This is a genomic window from Shewanella inventionis, assembly GCF_014641855.1.
Classification (GTDB): Bacteria; Pseudomonadota; Gammaproteobacteria; order Enterobacterales; family Shewanellaceae; genus Shewanella; species Shewanella inventionis.
Genome location: NZ_BMII01000011.1, coordinates 37467 through 61826, shown reverse-complemented (window position 1 = coordinate 61826; position 24360 = coordinate 37467). Strand labels below are relative to the sequence as shown.

Below are 24360 nucleotides of genomic sequence, written 5' to 3'. Positions count from 1 at the left end.
GTCATTCAGGCTTTATTTAGTGTTAAACGATGAAAAAAATTTTCTATCAAGGGTTCACTTTTACTAACTCAAACGGTAAAACCGATAATTGGACACTAGTAATAGGTAACCAAGTTAGAGTTGGTTCACTATTCGAATTAAGACGCCAAGTGCACTTTTTTACTGAATTGGGCGTTTTACCGCCGCCCAAGATCACTAAATAATGCAATAAACTATTTTATCCCCCGACCAAACTATACTGCCAAGCCACTTATCCGTTTATAAAGTGTTAACTTCAGCCTAAGTCTAATTGCATCGGCACTATTAAAAGCAGTAAAGTGATAACATTATCATTTTGCTAAGGAATTGCGAGGGATGTCGAGTATTCTTACCCCGCTAATCGCTGTTTGCGCCATTATGCTGCTTGGCAGCATCGTTCAAAAATTGAGAGTACTGCCAGCAGATACAGATGTGGTCCTCAATCAATTTGTCTATTACGTGGCTTTTCCTGCCATTTTACTCATCGTTTTGGCAGAAACCCGGATAGAAGATATTGCCCAATGGGGGTTTATTGCCGGGTTTAGCTTAGCCATGATAATTACCTACGCCTTAGTGATTTGCCTGTCTTTATGGCAAGCTCCCAAGCAGCAAGCAATCGCGGCAATGCGCGCACTAAATTCCACCTTTGGCAATACGGCATTTATTGGTATTCCGCTAATGAGCTTGCTTTTTCCAGGCAACAAAATGGCCTTAGTTGCCGCAGCCATTGCCAGTTTATTATCTGTGATTATGTTCGCCTTTGCCTTAGTGTCAATTGAGCTGGCCAGTAGAAGCAAACAATCTAATCAGCCAGCAATATTGATAATGGTAAATGCGTTAGGAAAAAATCCAATAGTGCTCGGCAGCGCCATAGGTATCACATTATCAGCCAGTCAAATTAACCTACCAGATAGCTTTTCGCTTATGTTGCATCAAGTTGGCAACACCTCAAGCCCTTGCGCGCTTTTTGCTATTGGAATGGTTTTGGTCAAAGCATTACGACAACAAACAGGCAGTAATCTATTTACCGCAGGTTTAATAACCGAGCTTAATGTCATTAATCTACTCAAGCTTATTATTCAGCCACTCATCGCCTTTGGTTTACTTACCGCATTGGGTGTTGAAACTCAATGGCTAATCATGGGAGTAATATTGGCATCACTGCCTACCGCGGCAAGCGTTTACTTACTAGCAGACCGCTACCAGGTACACGCAAATGTGAGTGCACAGGCAATTTTATATGGCACCTTAATGACGTTTATCACCTTACCGATAATAGAATCTTTATTGAAAACTTATGCTTAAGTAATGTACACATCAAGAGTAAAAAACCAGCAACGATAATTTTCTGCCAACCACTTTACTGTATAAAAAAACAGTATATACTGTTTATCAATACAGTGGTTTGTGGTGTTATTGACAGGAACTCATTATGCTTTGCCAACTCAGCATTAACAATTTTGCTATCGTACGTTTTTTAGAACTCGACTTTAAAGCCGGTATGACAAGCATCACCGGCGAAACCGGTGCAGGTAAATCGATTGCAATCGATGCTCTGGGGTTATGTTTAGGTAATCGCAGTGACGCCAATACAGTAAGGCCAGGTGCAAGTAAAACCGAAGTCAGTGCTCGCTTCACTTTACATGATGTTCCATTGGCTAAACGTTGGCTTGAAGACAATGACCTAGATGCTGACGACGAATGCATTTTGCGCCGCACAATCAATAATGATGGCCGGTCACGTGCTTATATCAATGGCAATCCCGTACCTGTTACACAGTTAAAAGCCATTGGGCAATTATTAATTGGGATTCATGGCCAACATGCACATCACGCCATGCTGAAAAGTGAGCATCAATTAAGCCTGCTCGACAGCTATGCCAATCATAAATTATTGTTAGACAATGTCAGCGCCAGTTACATGCGATGCAAGCAGGTTGAAAATGAGCTTAAACAACTTGAGCAAGCGCAACATGAACGTATCTCTCGTCAACAGTTGCTGCAATATCAGGTCGAAGAACTTAACGAGTTTAACCTAGGCATAGAAGAATTTGACGAAATAGAACAAGAGCACAAGCGTTTAGCCAATGGCACAGATTTAATAGAGCGATGCCAGGCTGGATTACACTTGCTCACTGAAAGCGATGAAGGCAACATCGAATCACTATTAAACAAAGTCGTCACCATAGCAGAAACTCTTCAAAGTTATGATGAATCACTTACTCCAATTAGCAGCATGCTAAATGAAGCGCTTATTCAAGTGCAAGAAAGCGCCAGTGAAATCGAAAGTTATTTAAGTCGCTTAGAACTCGACCCTGAGCACTTTGCCTTTCTTGAAAAACGCTTATCAACAGCAATGCAACTCGCTCGTAAGCATCATGTGAGCCCAGACAAGCTGGCGTTACATCATCAAGAATTGATGGCCGAATTAAACGAGCTTGCAGGGGATGAAAGTAAGCTTGATGAAATAAGAATGCAATTAGAGGCCAGCAAAAAAGCCTATTTAGCCAGTGCACAAAAACTCAGTCAAAGTCGCAGTCGCTACGCTAAAGAATTAGATAAGTTAGTCACTCAATCGATTCATGAACTCAATATGCCTAAAGGTAAATTTAGCATTCAAGTGAATCATGACCCTGACAATATCTCCGTTAACGGCTGTGATAGTGTCGAATTTATGGTAACAACTAACCCGGGGCAACCTTTACAACCCATTTCAAAGGTCGCTTCAGGTGGTGAATTATCACGCATAGGCTTGGGTATTCAAGTAATAACAGCTAAAAAAGTGGCCACTCCAACACTAATATTTGACGAAGTTGATGTGGGTATTTCAGGTCCAACAGCATCTGTTGTTGGCAGAATGCTCCGCAGCCTTGGAGAATCAACTCAGGTGTTGTGTGTAACCCACTTACCGCAAGTGGCAGGTAATGGCCACCAGCATATGTTCGTCAATAAATTTAATAAAGCCGGTAGCACTGAAACCACCATGCAAGCATTAGATAAAGATCAGCGGGTCAATGAGCTAGCACGTTTATTAGGTGGCGATGTGATTACTGAAAACACCTTAGCCAACGCTCGAGAGTTATTACAATAAAGCTGATGATTTATCAAATGCCAGCAACATGTTACTATTGTGTTAAACGGACTTCACGGATAAATAATGTTGATGACTTTTCTCAAAATAATAGGCGTGCTAGTTGGCTTAATCAGCAGCTTATTGGTATTTGCCGTTGTTTGCTTAGTGGCAATCAACGCATCTGACAGAACAAAATCGCCAAATACACTATTCGTAGACAGCTGGCTAAAACAACAACCCGTTGCATCGAGCGTAAACGGGTTTGAATATGCCAAAACTATCGTTGGCACTACTGAAGATAATGCATCGCTTAAACAAAAATCATTGTTGGCCCTGAATACAGAAGAAGTTGAGTTAACCCGTGGTTTTAAAACCGCTTGTTATCAAACTGATATCGTCACATGTAATCAATTTATAAATGATAACGATACTTATATTCAGGATGTTGTAGGTAAATACAAGGCTGAAATAGAGCAATACAATACTTTATTAAGCATGCCTGATTGGCAAGAAAGTGAGCAGTCTCTGACACATCAGAAGCAAATCCACTGGAGTAAACTTTTTCAACTTAGAGATTTAAGCATACTGGCAGAGGCAAAAGGAGTTAACGCTAATGCAAGTATAATCGATATTGATGGTGTTACAGCATTCTTAGATAGAGACGCTCATTTTTGGAATAATGTATACCACTCTTCTCGCTCGTTAATGACTCATACTATTGCCTATAACATGCTCAAGTTACAGTTAAACCTGGCTAACTCTATTAGCCCTGAAAACAAAGAATTTTCGAAAAAAGTTAGCACCTGGCAATCTCCTTTCATATTAACTCAAAGCGACTTTAAGCGAATATTTTCAGGTGAATGGCTCTTTGGTCACAACGCCATGCTGAAAATTGTAATGCAAGCTAAACAGGATACTGCACCATTTTACGAACAATGGTTAGCTGACATGTTTATTAAACCCATTGATGATGATAATTTACGCGCTGAATATTTCGTCAACATGGTTAATGCGCCTGTATCAACCGATGCATCACTTATGCTTAAAAAGCCAGAATATTGCGATAACGACAATAGCTTGATGCAGTTATGGCAATTACGCTATAACCCGATCGGTAAAGTATTAAGCTGCACATATTATGAAACAGATCTTAAGTTGCGCATCGTCAAAATGAATAATGAGATTGAACAACTACGCAGCAATTTAATGATGACTCAATAAATTTCAGTATCATTAAGTGTGCAAACACAAGGATCAAATATAAAAAAAGAGCACATTGCGCTCTTTTTTTATATTTGGTGTTATGGTATTTAAAGCAACGTTATAAATAATAAACCGCAAGCTGCACACCCATTAATGCAAATATACCAGCTAAAACATCGTCAATCATAATCCCAAAACCACCATGGACTTTTGCATCTAACCAACGAATTGGCCAGGGTTTAATGATGTCAAAAAATCGAAATAATATAAAACCAAGTAGTAACCACACAAAGCCTACTGGCGCGGCGATCATGGTGATCATCAATCCAACCACTTCATCCCACACAATTGCACCATGATCATGAACGCCCATATCTTTTGCGGCCTTACCACAAATATAAAAACCGGCAAGCATGCTGAGCACAGTGATCATCAAGTAGGGAGTTAAACTTAATTGTTGCATTAAGAGCACTATAGGTACGGCTGCTAGGGTGCCAAAAGTACCAGGCGCTTTGGCCACTTTCCCGCTACCAAAACCCAAAGCTAAAAAATGAATAGGGTTAGCAAGAGACAATTTTTTTACAAATTTATCTTGAGTAAATAGTTTCATAGGCCTTTGTTAAAAATGCTCAAAAACGCGAGAAACAGGAATAAAAGCCTTGCCATCATCGACAAACTTAAGTTTATCACCAGCACATATCTGGCCTATTTTGACAAACTTAACTCCAGCGTGAATAAGCGCTGTATCAATAGCACCGCGTTGTGATTCTGGCACAGTGAACAACAGCTCATAATCTTCGCCGCCAGTTAACGCATAGCTTAGTGCATCTTCGCGGCTCAAATTGGCTTTTAACGAGTTAGATAATGGGATCAGATTAACATCGATAATCGCCCCCACTTTGGAGGCTTTAAGCACATGAGCAATATCGGACACTAACCCATCAGACAAATCGATTGCACTGGTAGCTAAGGTTCTCAATGCCTGCCCCGCTAACACTCTTGGTGTGGGGTAATAATGGCGATTTATCAGGTATTCTTTATCTTCTGTGTATACAGATTTTACGCCACGTAGCACATCTAACCCTAACGCGGAGTCACCCAATGTACCCGTAACATAAATCCAATCACCATTTTTAGCCCCCGAACGAGTTAATGCAGTGCCCTTAATCACTTGGCCATTAATGGTAATGCTTGTGCTACGCGGGCCCCGGGTCGTATCTCCACCAATGAGAGCGATACCATAGTACTCTGCGATCTCAAATAAACCCGTACTAAAGCTAGCTAACCAAGACTCATCAACACTTGGCATTGTTAAAGCAAGGGTAAACCAGGCAGGCTCGGCTCCCATGGCCGCAAGATCAGAAAGATTCACAGCCAAAGACTTATAACCCAGTGCATGGGCAGGCATGTCTGATAAAAAATGGACATTTTCTACGAGAGTATCACATGAAATCGCAATCGATTTGTTGTCTGCTGGATTAACCAAAGCACAGTCGTCGCCAATGCTGAGCTCTACATCGCGTCTTTTTTGGCCTTTATTACGAAAGTAATGTTCGATGAGTTGAAATTCTTTCACATTCAGTTTGGTTCGGTAAACCGACCACCTTAATTTAGAAACAATTAATAGAAATGAAAAACGGTATCCGAAGATACCGTTCTGGTATTACTTATGTTTCACTAATTTATCTAGCAAGCCATTTACAAACTTGTGACTGTCGTCGGCGCCAAACGCTTTCGCTAATTCGATACCTTCGTTAATTGCCACTTTAAACGGCACATCTTTACGAAAGGTCAACTCATAGGTTGCCAAACGAACGATTGCTTTTTCAACTGGTGAAACATCTTCGAAATCACGATCTAAATGTGGCTTCAACAAATCATCAATCTGTGCAGTTTTTGACGCTACACCCGACAATAACTCGCGAAAATAAGCAACATCTACGCCGTCTGTGCTCTGTTCAGTTAAAAACTCATGTTCTACATCAGCAACATTGTTCTTACTTAACTGCCATGAATAAATGGCTTGAACGGCTAAACGGCGGGCCTTACGGCGCTCTGAAGGTTTCATACTTTTCCTACTATTACAGCTGTTGTTCTAGTTGTTGCAGTACATTAACCATTTCAAGCAAGCCAAGTGCAGCTTCGCCGCCTTTATTACCTGCTTTAGTACCTGAACGCTCAATGGCTTGTTCGATGGTATCTGTCGTTAATACACCAAATGAAACAGGTAGGTCATATTCTAGAGCAACTTGCGCAAGACCTTTGTTACATTCGCCGGCAACAAAATCAAAATGAGGAGTACCGCCACGGATCACTGCACCGAGTGCGATGATGCCGTCAAATTTGCCACTTGCAGCAACACGTTTTGCTGCTAGCGGTAATTCAACTGCGCCAGGAACACGCACAACAGTGATGTTGTCGTCACTTACCTGACCGAAACGCTTTAATGTGTCTATTGCACCGTCAAGCAGACTTTCAACTAAAAAACTATTGAATCGCGATATTACGATCGCCACTTTGGCATTTTTCGCTTCGATATTACCTTGAACTACGTTCATTCTATCTTACCTAAATTAGCTAAAGCACCCGGCTCGGGGCAAAAAGAGGCGCTATGATATCACAGCCATTAGCCCTGAGCGCTATGCAATTAATGAAATTGTTAAATTTACCATAGACCAAAATTATTCGGCTATGTAATCAGTCACTTCTAAACCAAAACCTGACAGTGAATGGTAACGCTTTGGCGAACTTAATAAACGCATACTCGTCACGCCTATACTCGCTAATATTTGTGAGCCTACGCCAACACGACGTGAAGTACCTTGCCACATTGCTGGCGCAGGTAGTTGCCCATTGTCTTCAGCTTCAAACGCTTTAACTTTTGCGAGCAAATCACTGCTGTGTTCTTGATTACCCAGTAACACTAAAATGCCGCCCTCAGCTGCAATGCGCTCCATGGCTTTTTCTAATGGCCAACTGCGCTTTTGGTCACGCTCAGAGTGCAATAAATCGTTAAAGGTATTTTGCAAATGCACACGTACTAAACAATTTGGCTGCACATCACCTTTAATCAAAGCATAGTGTAACTGATTATCTATCGTGTCTCTAAAAGTCACCATAGTAAACTCACCAAAACGAGTCGGTAATTTACAGGTTGCTTCTCGCACAACTGTCGTTTCGTTAGTGTTACGGTATTCAATCAAATCAGCAATAGTGCCAATTTTAATGCCGTGCTTTTCACTGAAGATTTCTAAATCAGGTCGGCGCGCCATGGTGCCATCTTCATTTAAAATTTCGACTATCACCCCCGATGGCTCGCAGCCTGCTAAACGAGCTAAATCACAACCGGCTTCAGTGTGACCTGCACGCGTAAGCACCCCACCTTCTTGGGCCATTAATGGAAAAATATGACCAGGTTGCACTAAGTCTGACGCTTTGGCATCTTTAGCAACCGCAGCTTGCACGGTTACAGCGCGGTCATGAGCAGATATCCCAGTGGTAACACCTTTAGCGGCCTCAATAGACACCGTAAAGTTTGTTGAAAACTGGGCGTTATTGTTAGTTACCATCAGTGGCAAATTGAGTTGCTGACAGCGTTCTTTCGTCATTGTTTGGCAAATGAGTCCACGGCCATAGGTTGCCATAAAGTTGATTGCTGCTGGCGTCACTTTATCAGCGGCCATGATCAAATCGCCTTCATTCTCTCTGTCTTCATCATCCATCAAGATAACCATTTTACCTTGACGAATATCTTCAATGATTTCTTCTATGCTATGTAGCGCCATTGTCAGACCTTTAATTATCGATTTATAGTATTTGAATATGTTGGGTACAGGTATTTACATCTAGTTAGCGTAAGAAACCAGATTTAGCGAGCAGCTCCATTGTGACCCCAGATGTGGGCTCATGATTTGCCTCAGGCTGCATTAACCGCTCTAAATATCGGGCAATTAAATCCACTTCAATATTAACCTTATCGCCAACTTTTAATGTGACTAATGTGGTTTCGCCCGCGGTATGAGGCACAATGGTTAATCTAAAACGGTGACCATCGACTTCGTTAACCGTTAAACTCACACCATCGATGGTAATTGAGCCTTTGTGTGCAATATAACGACTTAGCGCAACAGGCGCAGATAACCAAAACTCAAGCGCCTTACCTCTGTAAGCGCACTGCTCAACGGTGGCAATGCCATCGACATGGCCGCTGACCATATGTCCGCCAAGCCTAGTTGAAGCAGTCACAGCTTTTTCAAGGTTTACTTTTTGACCCACCTGGTAATGGCTAAAACCCGTTAACGCAACCGTTTCAGCGGATATGTCGGCAACGTAACCATCAGGTAAACACGCCACAACTGTTAAGCAAACGCCGTTAGTTGCTATGCTGTCACCTAATTTCACATCGCTTAAATCCAATTTACCACTGGCAACGGTTAAGCGAATATCGTTCCCTTTACGATCAATTTTACGTAATGTACCAAGGGCTTCGATTATCCCAGTAAACATAATGACTCACTTTTAACGTTTATACTTTGCTGTTGCTCAGATTTTTAAGTTTGGCTACAACGAATTAATAGGATTTATTATATCTAAGGATATAACGCTTATCTTGTCCAACGTGGCGCTCATCAATTAACTGCAATTCAGGGGGTTGATCCATTGCGGTATAATCGGGTAATTGCAGCATATTACGCCCATGACTGCCCAGTAACTTAGGCGCCTGATAAAGCACAATATCATCCGCTAAACCTTGCGAGACAAACGCGCCCGCTAGCGTAGCTCCAGCTTCAACTAACACTGAGTTTGCCGTTCTGCCTAAATACGTTAGCAAGGGCAGTAACGGGATTCTACCTGACGAGTCACACTCTAAAACTAAAAAAGACACATGCGCTGGTAATGTCGCTTTGATGTGTGCAGGATAATCACACCCTGACACCAATAATATTGGGCTTTCAATTGAAAAAAGTTGCTGATTTGCCGTTAATCTCGCGCGGCTATCTAGTACCACTCGAAGAGGCTGAAAAATCTCATCTGGAGTATGTCGGGTGGTTAATTCACCTAATGATTCAAAGCGAACATGTAAACTCGGATCATCAACTAGCACGGTTTCAACGCCGGTAATTAACGCACAATGACTGGCACGATACTTTTGCACATCTGCACGAGCTGCAGTGCCGGTAATCCATTTTGACACGCCATTAGATAACGCCGTTTTTCCATCTAAACTAGCAGCCACCTTTACCGTTACCCAGGGTAAACCTGTTTTCATGCGTTTCATAAAACCAAGGTTTAATGCATATGCTTGATCTGTGAGTAAACCGACATCCACTTGAATACCCGCCTCTCTTAGCATGGCGATACCACGCCCAGAAACTTCTGGGTTAGCATCGGTCACAGCCACCACAACTCTGGCAACCTTGGCATTAATTAATCCCAATGCACATGGCGGCGTACGGCCATAATGACTACAAGGCTCAAGTGTGACATAAGCAGTCGCACCTTGCGCGGTTTGGCTTTTATCATAAAGCATCTTAAGCGCATTAACTTCTGCATGACCTTGACCCGCTCGTTGATGATAACCTTCGCCGATAATGTGGTCATCGCGTACAATTACGCAACCGACACAAGGATTGGGCCGAGTAGTAAACCGCCCCTTTTCAGCCAGCTTAATTGCTCGGCTCATCATTTCTATATCAACACTAGACCAGTTAGACATGGTTGTTAACCTCGTTTACTGCCATATATATCCTGTAGAAAATCGTCTAAACAGAAGAGCATGGTCTTACATATGTGATTATTTTTGTAGCTTGGCAATAGCCTCACCAAATTGCGAGACATCTTCAAAAGCGCGATAAACCGAAGCAAAACGAATATAAGCCACTTTATCTAGCGTCATTAACTGCTCCATCATCAGATTACCAATCATTTCAGAATCCACTTCACGCTCGCCAGTTGCGCGCAGTGTTGATTTAATCTTAGTAAGGGCTTGTTCTATCTCGTCAATTGATACCGGACGCTTTTCCACTGCTCGCAACATACCGCCACGCAGTTTATCTTCATCAAACGGCTGTCTGGTGCCATCACGCTTTATCACTCTGGGCATCACTAATTCAGCCCCCTCAAACGTGGTAAAACGTTCATGACATTCGGTACACTCCCGGCGACGGCGAACTTGATGGCCATCGGCCACTAATCGAGAATCGATAACTTTGGTGTCGGTCGCGCTACAAAAAGGGCAATGCATTGAACCTCCTGCAGAAAACAAAATGGCCGCTAAAAATTAGCGGCCATCAAAGTTTATCCTATTTGTGGCATAAGGTTAACCTAAACCTCAACACCTAAAACAATAGTGATTAACCGTATACTGGAAACTTAGCACACAATGCCAACACCTGGCCTTTAACGCGCTCAATAACAGCAGTGTTAGATGCATCATCTAAAATGTCACAAATCCAGGTTGTCAGCTCTTTTGCTTCAGCTTCTTTAAAGCCACGGCGAGTAATGGCTGGTGAACCAATACGGATACCCGATGTAACAAATGGTGAACGAGGATCATTAGGCACTGAGTTTTTGTTAACGGTAATGTTGGCACTGCCTAACGCCGCGTCAGCTTCTTTACCGGTTAAATCACGACCAATTAAATCAACCAACATTAAGTGGTTTTCAGTACCACCTGAGACGATTTTATATCCGCGAGATAAAAATACTTCAACCATGGCTTTGGCATTTTTAACTACTTGCTGCTGGTATACTTTAAACTCTGGCTCTAATGCTTCTTTAAATGCTACTGCTTTACCCGCGATAACATGCATTAATGGGCCACCCTGGCCACCAGGAAATACTGCAGAGTTTAACTTTTTGTATAACTCTTCATCGTCAGCAGCTGAAATAATAATACCGCCACGAGGGCCAGCTAAGGTTTTATGTGTGGTAGAAGTCACAACGTGTGCGTGTGGCACTGGCGTAGGATAAACACCTGCAGCAATTAAACCGGCAACGTGTGCCATATCAACAAATAAATAGGCACCAATTTTGTCGGCAATTTCACGCATTCTTGCCCAGTCAACAATACCTGAATAGGCAGAAAACCCGCCAATCATCATCTTAGGTTTATGCTCAATGGCTAAACGCTCCATTTCGTCGTAGTCAATTTTGCCAGACTCGTCGATACCATAAGGAATGATGTTATAAAGTTTGCCAGAAAAGTTAACTGGAGAACCATGGGTTAAGTGACCACCGTGTGCAAGGTTCATACCCAATACAGTATCACCTGGCTGCAACAACGCCATGAATACAGCACTGTTTGCTTGTGAACCAGAATGTGGTTGCACGTTAGCATAAGTGGCACCAAATAATTCTTTTGCACGTTCAATGGCTAATGTCTCAACTACATCAACGTATTCGCACCCACCATAGTAACGCTTACCTGGATAACCTTCAGCATACTTGTTAGTTAACTGAGAACCTTGCGCTTCCATTACACGTGGACTGGTATAGTTTTCAGACGCAATTAGTTCAATGTGTTCTTCTTGACGACAAGTTTCATCTTCAATGGCTTTAAATAATTCTGGATCGTAATCCGCAATATTCATCGCTTTTTTCAACATGGTAGCTCCAACATCAATATCTTTATAGTAGGGTTGCGGCGTATTCTACTCTGCAACGATGATGATTCACAGTAGAAACAACATGAAATTCACTGTGTTCTGAATACAAAACGATTGATGTTAATTCTTGTCTCGGCCTTTTATAACCCCATTAAGACGGTAAAATTATTTCCGGCAATCCCCTGTTGAGTTCAGCCAATAATACAGTAGAATTATCGCTATCTTTGTTGACAACTAGACAGAATAAACATGGCTCAATTTGTATACAGCATGCTTCGTGTGGGTAAGATTGTTCCACCGAAAAAGCAAATTTTAAAAGACATTTCATTAAGCTTTTTCCCCGGTGCCAAAATTGGTGTACTCGGTTTAAACGGATCAGGTAAATCAACACTATTACGCATTATGGCGGGTATTGACACCGAGATTGAAGGTGAAGCACGCCCTATGCCTGGGCTTAAAATTGGTTATTTACCCCAGGAACCTCGTTTAAATGAGCAGCAAACTGTGCGTGAAGCCATTGAAGAAGCGGTAAGTGAAGCAAAAAATGCTTTAACACGCCTAGATGAAGTCTATGCCGCATATGCTGAACCTGATGCTGACTTTGATGCACTAGCTAAAGAGCAAGGCGAATTAGAAGCCATTATTCAGTCACAAGATGCTCATAATCTTGACCGCATTCTTGAACGTGCAGCAAACGCACTTCGTTTACCTGAATGGGATGCAAAAATTGAAGTGCTTTCGGGTGGTGAACGTCGCCGAGTGGCAATTTGTCGTTTATTGCTTGAAAAACCTGAAATGCTGTTACTTGACGAACCAACCAACCACTTAGATGCTGAGTCAGTGGCATGGTTAGAGCATTTCTTACAAGAATATACCGGCACAGTGGTAGCCATTACCCACGACCGTTACTTCTTAGATAATGCTGCGGGTTGGATTTTAGAACTTGACCGCGGCGAAGGTATCCCGTGGGAAGGCAACTATTCATCATGGCTTGAGCAAAAAGATGCACGTCTACAGCAAGAGTCCTCTACAGAAAGTGCACGTCAAAAAACCATTGCTAAAGAATTAGAATGGGTTCGCCAAGGTGCGAAAGGTCGTCAATCAAAAGGTAAAGCCCGTATGGCTCGCTTTGAAGAATTGAACACCAACGATTACCAAAAGCGTAACGAAACCAACGAACTGCTTATTCCACCAGGACCTCGCCTAGGCGACAAGGTCATCGAAGTTACCAACCTCACCAAGTCATATGGTGATCGAGTGTTGATTGATGATTTAACATTCTCGGTACCTAAAGGAGCAATCGTCGGTATTATTGGTGCTAACGGTGCGGGTAAATCAACATTATTTAGAATGATATCGGGTGCTGAGCAGCCAGACAGTGGTTCAATTTCTGTCGGGGAGTCTGTTAAAATTGCTTCAGTTGAGCAGTTCCGTGATTCAATGGACGACAAAAATACCGTATGGCAGGAAATTTCTGGTGGCCAAGATATTATGCGGATCAACAACACCGAAATTCCAAGCCGTGCTTATGTAGGCCGTTTTAACTTCCGTGGTGGCGATCAACAAAAAATTATTGGTACATTGTCAGGTGGTGAGCGTAACCGTGTCCATCTAGCTAAATTGCTACAGGCTGGCGGTAACGTATTATTACTCGACGAACCCACCAACGATTTAGACGTTGAAACCTTACGCGCATTAGAAGAGGCACTATTAGAGTTCCCAGGCTGCGCTATGGTTATCTCGCATGACCGTTGGTTCCTTGACCGTATTGCTACTCATATCCTTGACTACCGTGATGAAGGTAAAGTGAACTTCTATGAAGGTAACTACACCGAATACTCAACATGGCTTAAAGAAACATTAGGCACAGACGTAGTAGAACCACATCGTTTAAAATACAAACGTATTAGCAAGTAATAAAGCGACAACCTTGTGTTAGCTTAAAACACAAATCACGGTCACAATGAAAAACAAAACAGAGACGATTCGTCTCTGTTTTGCTTTATCAGACTGATTTTCGTTTATATTTATGCCATTTCAATATAAACTCGTTTTTACATCTAAAAGTGTCAAAAATTTGTCAATTTATTGTGAGCGATGCACCACAATCTGTTTGTAAAGCAAAAATAACTTCAGTATTATAAATTATTAACGGATTATTTTGCTCTGCTGATAACACTCAGCGCATTACAGAGTGTCGATGGTTCCAGCTTGTAAAGAAATATTATGGAGAGATCAGTGAGATACGGTTCAATTAGCCTTGCTTTATTGTGCTTATATGCAAGCAATTCATTTGCGGCACTCGAAGTCATCACCAGTTCAGAACAACAGACACTAAACCAAATCGAAACCGAATATGATATCGATAGTTTGTTGATAAATGTGAATGACAAATTCTCTCAACTCAACAAAAAAGCCTATGACGTCGAAGGCCTGAAAAAGACCATTGCATCAGAGCAACTTCGTTATGATGCATTAATTGAAGGTTTACCTCAGGCTATTCGCAGTAAAACAGCCCTACCTGACACTTACAAGCAAATTGAAGAGTCAGTTATTTTGGTTGATGAGTTAACCCTAAAAGCGGAAGAAGACAGCAAACGCCTTGAAACTGAAAAAGTCGAAATCTTGTCTGAGTACGAAAAAATCAACAAACAACGTGCAAGTAAGAGCCAACAGTTATTTAAACTAAAAACGGACATTACTAATCGATTAATTGCTGATCTATCAAAATCAAGCAGTACCCTTCCGGTCAATATCAATGGCTCAACAGAGTGCTCAAAATATCAAACAATTGCCGCGTGTTTAAAAGAATCACAAAGCAGCATTGTAAGCAATACTCGTAACGAATCGCCTTTTTTAAACGACAAGAGCGTATTGTTATCTTATGAAGTCATCGACGCAAACATGAACATGAGAGGCGATTTGAACTATAAAGTGGCGATGAAATTTAAGCCATCTTATAACAACAAAATCGACGAAATGTTAAATGAAAAATTAGGGTTGAAATCAGCAATGGTAACGTTAGTCAGTAACGTACCTGCAGACTGGTTTGTTAACGGCGTAAAAATAGGTACAGGTAAAAAGCTGTTCCACGAAATTCCGCTAGGCAAGCATGGCATTTTAGCCTCTTACCAAAACCAAGACCAATCGAGTGTAGAAAATATTGAAGGCAATGGAGTATTTAATTACAAATTCTCTAATGTCAGCGCCCCTAAGAAACCCGTTACTAAACAACCTATAGTGGTTGCTGAAGTGCCAAAAGGCATTCTTAAGCCCTCGGCAAAACAAGCACAGCAACCTGAAGTTCAAAAACCGAAAGCCAAATACACGCTGTTTTCTGACCAAACTAGCATTAAGTTAAGTGACGATGATGCTAAAAAAACGTCAAATGATAAAGGCTATGAATATTTTATGGGTGTATCTCCAGCCACTAAAAAACAGAACATAGAGTTTACTAACGAGCCTATTGAAAAATAAACTCGCGTTTTGTTATCTCGTTATTGAGCCAGTTAAAGCCATATCAATTGATATGGCTTTTTTTATATTCACACAAACACAGTTCATGACAACGGGTTCAACAAAAACCTATTAGCGCCTTGTTACAAACAAACTAAAAGCTTTACATTACTTTACGCTTAATTTTGCTCAATATAATTACAATATTCGTAAAAGCTAACACACCCTAAGCGGATCCCCGCGCATTGCTTATAGAGATCACCCAAAATGATAAACAAACATGGCTTGAATACTTTTTCAGCAGCCTTAGTGATTTTTACCACCAGCGTATTGAGCACCCATGCTTATGCGGCACCTCAGCCACAACGAGCCGAAAAAATTGTCCCAGTGGTGACTTCAAATGTAGAGCAACATGAGTTATCTCAATCTATTACGCTTATTGGTAAATTAGCCGCGACTCATTCCGTCATGATTGCGCCGCAAGTGGGCGGCAAGATAAACAAAATTGAAGTGACATCTAATGAGCATGTTAATAAAGGCCAGGTATTATTAACCCTGGACGACAGCAAAGCGAAAGCCAGTGTTCTTGAAGCACAGGCATATCACAATGACGAAGTACGTAAACTAAACGAATTTTTAAAGCTGATTAACGTTAACGCCATCACCCAGACCGAAATTGAAGCCCAAAAAGCCAGTGTTGACATAGCCCTCGCCCGCCTGCAATCTGCTCAAACAGACTTGGCCTACCACACCCTCACAGCACCTTTTAGCGGTCATACCGGCTTAATTAATTTTAGCCGCGGTAAAATGGTCAGCATGAATGAAGAGTTATTGTCATTAGACGATTTGTCAGTTCTGCAATTAGATTTACAGGTGCCCGAGCAATATTTAGCCCAACTCAGCACAGCCATGCCGGTCAGCGCAACAAGCCGAGCATGGGAAAATGAACAGTTTACAGGCAATATTATCGCCATAGATCCCCGCGTGAACGAGCAAACACTTAACCTTAAAGTTCGAAGCCAATTCAATAATCAACACGGCAAATTAAAGCCAGGCATGATGATGTCGGCAACCCTCACCTTCCCAAGTGTTTCAGCGCCAATCGTGCCAGTACAAGCGTTAGAATACTCAGGAACAAAACGATTTGTATACGTCATTAACAAAGATAACATCGCCAAGCGCACCGAAGTGGTATTGGGCGCGCGAATTAAAGATCAAGTATTGATTGAGTCTGGAATTAATATTGGCGATCACATTGTGGTTCAAGGCTTAGTGAACATGCGTGACGGTGTAAAAGTGAATGACCTTGCCGGCCAAAATACGCCTGAAAAAAACAGCAATGCAGCCTCAATACAGGAGCGTAAATAATGTGGCTAAGTGATACTGCTGTAAAGCGCCCAGTGGTTGCCATCGTCTTAAGCTTATTGCTTTGTGTGTTTGGTATGGTGTCATTTTCAAAACTTGCCGTTAGAGAAATGCCCGACGTACAAAATCCTGTGGTTACCGTTATGACCACCTACAGTGGTGCTTCGGCAACCATTATGGAAAGTAAAGTAACCAAAACCCTCGAGGACGAGCTGACCGGGATAAGTGGTATTGATGAAATCACCTCAACGACCCGAAATGGCATGTCTAGAATATCCATTGAATTTGAACTCGGTTGGGATTTAACCGAAGGGGTTAGCGATGTTCGTGATGCGGTAGCCAAAGCACAGCGCCGTTTACCAGATGAAGCAGATGACCCCATAGTGTCTAAAGATAACGGCACGGGCGAACCTTCAATCTATGTCAATTTAAGCTCTGAAAACATGGACCGTACTCAATTAACGGACTATGCCCAGCGCGTATTAGAAGACAGGTTTAGTCTTATTACTGGTGTCAGCTCCGTCAATATTTCTGGTGGGCTGTACAAGGTCATGTATGTCCAATTAAAACCACAATTAATGGCTGGCAGAAATGTCACCACCAGTGACATTATCAGCGCATTAAATACCGAAAACCTTGAAACACCTGGCGGTGAAGTTCGTAACGACACCACGGTCATGTCTGTTCGAACTAAACGCTTATACTTTAGCCCCGAAGACTTTAATTACCTCGTCGTGCATACAGCGCCAGATGGCACTCCAATTTACCTTAAAGATGTAGCGAATGTTTTTATTGGCGCCGAAAATGAAAACTCTACCTTTAAGAGCAATGGCATTGTTAATCTCAGTCTCGGTATTGTGCCTCAGTCCGATGCCAATCCATTAGAGATCTCAAGGCTGGTCCAACAAGAAGTCGACAAAGTACAAAGCTTTTTGCCACAAGGAACAAAACTTGTCGTCGACTATGATGCTAACGTATTTATTGACCGCTCAATTAACGAAGTCTACAACACACTATTCATTACCGGGGTGTTGGTTGTACTGGTGTTGTACATTTTTATTGGCCAGGTTAGAGCTACATTAATCCCAGCGGTAACCGTACCCGTATCATTAATTGCTGCATTTATTGCAGCTTACAGTTTAGGCTATACCATAAACTTGTTAACCTTGATGGCGTTAATTCTAGCCATTGGTTTGGTGGTTGATGACGCCATTGTGGTGGTAGAAAACATTTTCCATCATATCGAAAAAGGAGAAGAGCCTTTATTAGCAGCCTATAAAGGTACCAGAGAAGTCGGATTTGCGGTGATATCCACCACACTTGTCTTGGTAATGGTCTTTTTACCTATCTCATTCATGGATGGTATGGTCGGTCTTCTGTTTACCGAGTTTTCAGTCATGTTGGCCATGTCGGTGATTTTCTCATCGCTCATTGCACTCACACTTACTCCTGTAATGGGCAGTAAACTCCTTAAAGCCAACGTCAAAAAAAATCGCTTTAATCAATGGATCGATAATGGTTTTGCACGCTTAGAAACAACCTATCGCAACATGGTGGCTTGGGCGCTTAAGTGGCGTTTGGCAGCCCCGGTGGTGATAATATCCTGTATCGGCGGAAGCTATCTATTGATGCAACATGTGCCATCGCAACTCTCGCCTCAAGAAGATCGTGGGGTGTTATTTGCCTTTATCAAGGGCGCAGAAGGCACCAGCTATAACCGTATGATTACCAATATGGACATTGTAGAAAGCAGGTTAATGCCGCTGTTAGGTCAAGGGGTTGTAAAATCATTTAGTGTAGAAGCACCCGCCTTTGGAGGCCGTGCAGGCGATCAAACAGGCTTTGCCATTATTCAGTTGGAAGATTGGGCAGTTCGAGATACCGACATAAAACAGGCATTAGGCTTAATCAGCCAAACCTTAAAAGATATCCCCGATGTAATGGTAAGGCCTATGTTGCCTGGTTTTAGAGGTCAATCGAGTGAGCCTGTACAATTTGTTTTAGGCGGTTCTGATTATCCAGAATTATTTAAATGGGCGCAAATTCTCCAACAAGAAGCCGATGCAAGTCCTATGTTAGAGGGCGCAGATTTAGATTATGCAGAAACCACACCGGAATTGGTTGTTAGCGTCGATAAACAACGCGCTGCAGAATTAGGCATTAGCGTGTCAGAGATTTCAACCACGCTAGAAATCATGCTAGGCGGTCGCAGTGAAACCACCTTTGTAGAGCGTGGTGAGGAATACGATGTATATCTTCGAGGCGATGAAAATAGTTTTGATAGCGTTACTGATCTCAGTAAAATTTATTTCAGAAGCGCTAAAGGCGAATTAATCACCTTAGATACCGTTACTCACATTGAAGAAATCGCCTCACCACAACGCTTAAGCCACACCAATAAGCAAAAATCGATCACCATAAAAGCCAATCTTGGGGCTGGCTACACATTAGGCGAAGCGCTAGACTTTTTAGAGCAACGTGCCGTCAGTTTATTACCTAGTGACATTTCTATTGCCTATACAGGTGAGTCAAAAGACTTTAAAGAAAATCAATCAGGAGTCTTAATTGTATTTGGACTAGCCATACTCATCGCCTACCTGGTTCTGGCTGCACAGTTTGAAAGTTTTATCAATCCTGCAGTTGTGATGTTTACAGTACCAATGGGGATTTTAGGGGGCTTTATCGGGTTGTTTTTGACCAACCAGGGCCTAAACATATACAGCCAAATTGGCATGATTATGCTTATCGGCATGGTGACTAAAAACGGCATTCTCATTGTTGAGTTTGCCAACCAACTGCGTGACCGAGGCCTACCGCTTGATAGCGCCATTATTGATGCATCAGCCCGTCGTTTACGCCCCATTCTAATGACCGCTTTTACCACGCTTATTGGTGCAATTCCGCTGATTATGTCTACGGGAGCAGGAAGCGAAAGCCGTATTGCCGTGGGAACTGTGATATTCTCCGGCATGGCATTTGCCACGTTTGTTACCCTATTAGTGATACCAGCAATGTATCGCTTAATCTCAGCTTCTACGCATTCGCCAGGATATGTTGAAGCCCAACTCAATGACGCCATTGCTGCGCAGCAGTCACAGCAGCCATAATTAACACAGGTGTAATAATGACCAACCTTGCAGTATTTGTAGACGTACAAAACATTTATTACACCTGTAAACAGGGCTTTGGGCGATCATTTAATTACCGCGCTCTGTACCTGCAATTAACACAGCGCGGTCACATTAATCATGCAGTTGCATATGCCATTGCCCCCGCTGACGACGGTCAGGTTAAGTTTCAAGACGCGTTAAAGCACATTGGGTTTACCGTTAAAACTAAACCATATATTCAACGAAGCGATGGCTCAGCCAAAGGCGATTGGGATGTGGGGATCACTATAGACATGCTAGATATTGCGCCGCAGGTTGATGAGGTCATATTATTGTCTGGCGATGGCGATTTTGATTTACTTCTTAAAAAAATTAACCAAAGCAGCCAATGTTACACCCATGTAATTAGCGTTGAACGATTAACGGCCAAGTCTCTTATTGATCAATGTCAGAAATACACTCCCATAGACAACACATTATTACTTTAAACATTTGATCAAAAGCGTTAATTCAGATACAACTTAGCCACTGTTTTTTACGATATTCAATCCTGTATGGTTAAGTATTTGAATAATCTAAGCCATGTTTACCCAATAAAAGGTATGTCATGTTTTTCCCTTTACACAAAGTAGTCAATTGCCTTTTAGGATTAGCGTTGTCATTTACCCTGGTATTCTCAACCAATGCCAAACAATATCAAATCGAACGCCTGAATGTCGCTAATGGTCTACCGTCTACGATGGTAACAATGATTTACCAGCAAAAAAATGGCTTCATGTGGTTTGCAACAGATGCCGGCGTGAGCCGCTATGACGGGCAAGAATTTGTTAACTTTCAGTTTGCGCCAGGTACAAATAGACACATTTCAAATAACTTTGTCACCGACATTATCGAAGACAGCCTGGGCAATATTTGGTTTGCCACTGAAGATGGTTTAAATCAACTGAACCTTATTGATGAACTTAGTATCATCCCGCTTTCGCAAACCCACTTTCACCAAAATACCAACTGGATAATGAAACTGTACCAAGATAATCACCACAATTTATGGGTGGGTACAGGCAGCGGATTACAATTTAAAGCACAAGGCTCAGAGCAATTCATTTCAATTCCTTTGTATATCGACTCAAAAAACCAGCCTGTAGAAACATCGATTTACAGCATTATGGCAGACAAACAACACAGGTTATGGGTTGGCACTGATTACGGCCTCGCCGTCATGGAGCCAGGCCAAAATAGCCTGCAGTTGTTTAACACCAAAACAGCAAAGTCTTATCAGTCAGCGTTTAATGCCGCCGATATTTTCAAAGATTATTTTCTCACCAGCGAAATAGACCCAAACGGACAACTTTGGCTTGGCACCCAACATTCAGGGTTAATTCATTTCAATCCAGATACAGGCCAGTACCGTCAATACGCAACAACAAGCCAGCAACACGCAGGCAATGACAATCACGATAAGCACAATGATATTCCAAGTAACTACGTGACAAGTATAGCCATCGACACTTCAGATCATATTTGGATTAGTACTGACAAGGGTGCCGCTGTTTTATCAGTTAAACATGGTCTGTTTGATCAAATTAAATCGCAAGCATTTAATGAACACACCATACCAACAGACTTTGTCGACGATGTATTTATCGACTCATCTGGGCTTGTGTGGTTTGCAACCAGTCAAGGAGCCGCTTATTACAGCCCACTGACGCAACCAAGTAGAATTTACAAACCATTAGCCACCCATTCTGAGCTATCTGGATCCAATACCTATGCGATTAGTATCGACACTAAAGGCAACGCATGGATAGCCAATAACCAGGGGCTTGATAAAATTAATACCCAAAATAAAACCGTAGTACTGTCGCCTTTTACAACAGCCAGTGACACAAGATTAACGGGTAATATTTGGAATGTTAAAGCTGACAGCGCAGACAATTTATGGATTTCACATTCTCATGGTGTGAGTTATTTTGATAATCAAACTCAACAGCTCAGTCACTTCAGTAATAAGCAGGGTAATCCTTACGGTTTCCCAGACACAGACTTCTACACTGTCAATCCAGATAACAAGGGCAATGTATGGATAACCGGCTATTTAGATGCTGGAGTTATGCTATTTTCGCCAACCCAAGGGCTTTTAAAGCATTATTTTAATGACAATAATAATCTGTATACCTCAGGTGGCAATTTCACATTCGACTCACTAATCGCCAATAATGGCGAACTATGGCTTGCTACCACCAATGGCATTTTTATTATCGATCCCCAATCAGACACGACCACTCATTTAAGTTTAGGTAATGAGCGAGAAAATATTCGCATTGGCGGAATTTATCAAGATAAACAAGGGGTTTTCTGGGCGGCAACCCAAGGGCTTGGGTTAGCAAAAATAACCCCAACGCCCAATGCAGCAACGCCATACCACATTGAATATATTACGCGAAAACAAGGCTTAATAGACAATAGAATCAAGGCTGTCACGGGTGATGACCAAGGAAACCTTTGGTTAACAAGCCGGCATGTATTAACCAAATACGTCATAAAATCCAATCGTATGACCGATTACCCAAGTGCAATAAATGACGCAAACTTAACCTTCAATGAAGGGGCAATTGAGCTTAAAAACAACCAATTACTTTTAGGCACCAATAAAGGTGTTATTCAGGTTGATACCCAACATATTAGCCAAAATAATTTTATTGCGCCGGTGCATATTACATCCGCAAAAATCGCTAATACCACCTACACCCAAATTAATACCAATAAACTGATTAAAGCCGCAAGTGTCGCTTACGATAATAATATGATCCAATTCTCGTTTGCTTCATTGGACTATACCGCACCACAACGCAATATCTACCGCTTTAAATTGTCGGGGTTTGATAAAGACTGGACCACCACTTTGCAACCCAACGCAATGTACACTAACCTTGCCGCGGGAGATTATGTGTTCCAAGTCCAAAGCACAAACAGCGATGGAATGTGGAGCCCACAACAAGCTGAGTTTGCATTCACTATCAAAAAAGCTTGGTGGTTTTATGCCTTAATCGCCTCAGCTGCAACCATCTTACTGGTGGTTATATTGTTTATTATCTCTCGCGTTAAGCAAATGAAAGAGTTAAGTAACAGGGCTAATTATGACAGCCTCACAGGGCTTGCAAATCGGTTTAACTTTAACCAACAATTGTCATTACTGGTCAATAATCCACAAAAATCAGCCGCCATTGTGTTCATCGATTTAGACCATTTCAAAGAGGTTAACGACTCGATGGGACACGATATAGGCGATGAGCTCATTATCCAGGTTGGCAAGCGCTTACAACACTGTTTAAAACAACAGGATGTACTTGCCCGTTTAGGCGGTGATGAGTTCGCATTAATCATTCAATACGAACCTTCAGAAGATGAAGTTAATCAAGATTTAGTCAATATTATTGAGCGGATCAGAACATCACTGAATGCTGGTTATCAAATTAATGAACATTGGTTACACAGTTCAGCCAGTATTGGTGTTGCTTGCTATCCTAACGATGGCACTGATGCAAAAACCTTGTTAAAACATGCTGATACCGCTATGTACGCTGCAAAACAAAATGGTCGCAATGGCAGCTACTTTTTTAATGAAAAACTGTCAACTGCACTATTAGAGCGGCTACTGATTAAAAACCAATTAAATAATGCATTACCTGCTCAACAGCTTGCGGTGTACTACCAGCCCAAATGTTGCGTCACAACACAGAGCATTTTAGGCTTAGAAGCCTTACTAAGGTGGGATCACCCAACACAAGGAATGATATCGCCCAATCGATTTATTGATGAAGCAGAAGACAGCGGCTTGATCATCGAAATTGGCTTATGGGTATTAAAACAAGCCTGTGAACAAGGGTATCAGTGGTATCAACAAGGTATTTTACAAGGAAATATCTCAGTCAACATCTCGCCGTTACAACTTTCACAGCCCAGCATTGTTAACGACATTGCCAATATTTTACAGCAAAGCCAATTTCCCGCGCACATGTTAGAACTTGAAATCACTGAATCTTTATTAATCAAAGACATCAAAGCCGCCAAAGCAGTGCTAAATCAATTAAAACAACTTAGCGTCCGTATTGCCCTTGATGACTTTGGCAAAGGCTATTCATCACTTAACTATTTAACCCAATTTCCTATCGATACATTAAAAATCGACAAAGCATTTATCAATTCAATGCTCCCCAAAGAAACCAGCAATATTGTATTAAAAAACATTATAAGACTTGGTAGTGAACTTGAATTAGATGTGATTGCTGAAGGCGTTGAAACTCACGCACAACTCATCAAGTTAAAACATTATCAATGCAAAATTGTACAAGGCTTTTTGTTTAGCCCAGCACTAAACCCTGCCGGAACTGAAAACTTACTGTTACAAAACAGCATAATGAATGACAAATTAGAGGCCGCCTATCCTTAACGGCATTTATCTCTAATCAACTATCAAACAGGGTTATGCTGCTTAGGCAATATCATAGGGTGGCTATATAAAACCAAT

Annotated in this window: 19 protein-coding genes; 10 read left to right on the top strand and 9 right to left on the bottom strand. The window is 41.8% G+C overall.

All coding sequences use genetic code 11. The annotated features are described in order from the left end of the window. The first annotated feature begins 29 nt into the window (after positions 1 to 29). From IEW93_RS07915 to IEW93_RS07900, 4 genes are all read left to right on the top strand, one after another. On the top strand, positions 30 to 203 hold the full coding sequence (locus IEW93_RS07915; RefSeq protein ID WP_188738721.1) for a DUF3319 domain-containing protein: 174 nt from the start codon (positions 30 to 32) through the stop codon (positions 201 to 203). 151 nt (positions 204 to 354) lie between these two features. Beyond that, positions 355 to 1323 carry an AEC family transporter gene (locus IEW93_RS07910; protein WP_188738720.1) on the top strand — a complete coding sequence of 323 codons (969 nt, stop codon included), beginning with the start codon at positions 355 to 357 and terminating at the stop codon, positions 1321 to 1323. A gap of 127 nt (positions 1324 to 1450) precedes the next feature. After that, positions 1451 to 3109, top strand: coding sequence for a DNA repair protein RecN (recN, locus tag IEW93_RS07905; protein ID WP_188738717.1), 1659 nt, complete (start codon positions 1451 to 1453; stop codon positions 3107 to 3109). Positions 3110 to 3175: 66 nt separating this feature from the next. Then, positions 3176 to 4312 (top strand): hypothetical protein, encoded by a 1137-nt coding sequence (locus IEW93_RS07900; RefSeq protein ID WP_188738714.1) that lies wholly within the window; start codon positions 3176 to 3178, stop codon positions 4310 to 4312. A 100-nt stretch (positions 4313 to 4412) separates the two neighbouring features. Here IEW93_RS07900 and IEW93_RS07895 read toward each other — a convergent pair whose 3' ends face one another. The 9 genes from IEW93_RS07895 to glyA all read right to left on the bottom strand — a co-directional run bounded on the left by IEW93_RS07895 (position 4413) and on the right by glyA (position 11901). Then, a complete protein-coding gene (locus tag IEW93_RS07895) occupies positions 4413 to 4904 on the bottom strand; it encodes a phosphatidylglycerophosphatase A family protein (RefSeq protein ID WP_188738712.1) in 492 nt (163 codons plus the stop codon). A gap of 9 nt (positions 4905 to 4913) precedes the next feature. Next, a complete protein-coding gene (gene thiL / locus IEW93_RS07890) occupies positions 4914 to 5870 on the bottom strand; it encodes a thiamine-phosphate kinase (protein ID WP_188738709.1) in 957 nt (318 codons plus the stop codon). Positions 5871 to 5957: 87 nt separating this feature from the next. Further along, entirely contained in the window at positions 5958 to 6362 is a 405-nt protein-coding gene (gene nusB / locus IEW93_RS07885) for a transcription antitermination factor NusB (protein WP_188738707.1), read from the bottom strand. A gap of 13 nt (positions 6363 to 6375) precedes the next feature. Then, a complete protein-coding gene (ribH, locus tag IEW93_RS07880) occupies positions 6376 to 6852 on the bottom strand; it encodes a 6,7-dimethyl-8-ribityllumazine synthase (protein ID WP_160053672.1) in 477 nt (158 codons plus the stop codon). Between the two features lie 123 nt (positions 6853 to 6975). Next, the gene (ribBA, locus tag IEW93_RS07875) at positions 6976 to 8079 is read right to left on the bottom strand and encodes a bifunctional 3,4-dihydroxy-2-butanone-4-phosphate synthase/GTP cyclohydrolase II (protein ID WP_188738705.1); all 1104 of its coding nucleotides are present in this window, start codon (positions 8077 to 8079) and stop codon (positions 6976 to 6978) included. Between the two features lie 64 nt (positions 8080 to 8143). Continuing rightward, entirely contained in the window at positions 8144 to 8800 is a 657-nt protein-coding gene (locus IEW93_RS07870; RefSeq protein WP_188738703.1) for a riboflavin synthase, read from the bottom strand. A gap of 64 nt (positions 8801 to 8864) precedes the next feature. Next, positions 8865 to 10010 carry a bifunctional diaminohydroxyphosphoribosylaminopyrimidine deaminase/5-amino-6-(5-phosphoribosylamino)uracil reductase RibD gene (gene ribD / locus IEW93_RS07865; RefSeq protein WP_188738700.1) on the bottom strand — a complete coding sequence of 382 codons (1146 nt, stop codon included), beginning with the start codon at positions 10008 to 10010 and terminating at the stop codon, positions 8865 to 8867. Positions 10011 to 10088: 78 nt separating this feature from the next. Further along, the gene (nrdR, locus tag IEW93_RS07860; protein ID WP_188738698.1) at positions 10089 to 10538 is read right to left on the bottom strand and encodes a transcriptional regulator NrdR; all 450 of its coding nucleotides are present in this window, start codon (positions 10536 to 10538) and stop codon (positions 10089 to 10091) included. A gap of 109 nt (positions 10539 to 10647) precedes the next feature. Further along, positions 10648 to 11901, bottom strand: coding sequence for a serine hydroxymethyltransferase (glyA, locus tag IEW93_RS07855; protein WP_188738696.1), 1254 nt, complete (start codon positions 11899 to 11901; stop codon positions 10648 to 10650). Between the two features lie 249 nt (positions 11902 to 12150). On the opposite strand from glyA, the gene ettA reads away from it, so the two are divergent. The 6 genes from ettA (at position 12151) to IEW93_RS07825 (ending at position 24282) form a co-directional block, all read left to right on the top strand. Further along, entirely contained in the window at positions 12151 to 13818 is a 1668-nt protein-coding gene (gene ettA / locus IEW93_RS07850; RefSeq protein WP_188738693.1) for an energy-dependent translational throttle protein EttA, read from the top strand. 321 nt (positions 13819 to 14139) lie between these two features. Then, positions 14140 to 15378: a hypothetical protein gene (locus IEW93_RS07845; protein WP_188738690.1), complete on the top strand. Its 1239-nt coding sequence runs from the start codon at positions 14140 to 14142 to the stop codon at positions 15376 to 15378. A gap of 246 nt (positions 15379 to 15624) precedes the next feature. Beyond that, complete coding sequence (locus IEW93_RS07840; protein WP_188738688.1) at positions 15625 to 16725, top strand: efflux RND transporter periplasmic adaptor subunit; 1101 nt, start codon at positions 15625 to 15627, stop codon at positions 16723 to 16725. Beyond that, positions 16725 to 19829 (top strand): multidrug efflux RND transporter permease subunit, encoded by a 3105-nt coding sequence (locus IEW93_RS07835; protein ID WP_188738686.1) that lies wholly within the window; start codon positions 16725 to 16727, stop codon positions 19827 to 19829. Before IEW93_RS07840 ends, IEW93_RS07835 begins: the two co-directional genes overlap by 1 nt. Positions 19830 to 19846: 17 nt before the next feature. After that, on the top strand, positions 19847 to 20320 hold the full coding sequence (locus IEW93_RS07830) for a LabA-like NYN domain-containing protein (RefSeq protein WP_188738684.1): 474 nt from the start codon (positions 19847 to 19849) through the stop codon (positions 20318 to 20320). Between the two features lie 167 nt (positions 20321 to 20487). After that, positions 20488 to 24282, top strand: coding sequence for an EAL domain-containing protein (locus IEW93_RS07825; protein ID WP_188738682.1), 3795 nt, complete (start codon positions 20488 to 20490; stop codon positions 24280 to 24282). Positions 24283 to 24360: the final 78 nt, after the last annotated feature.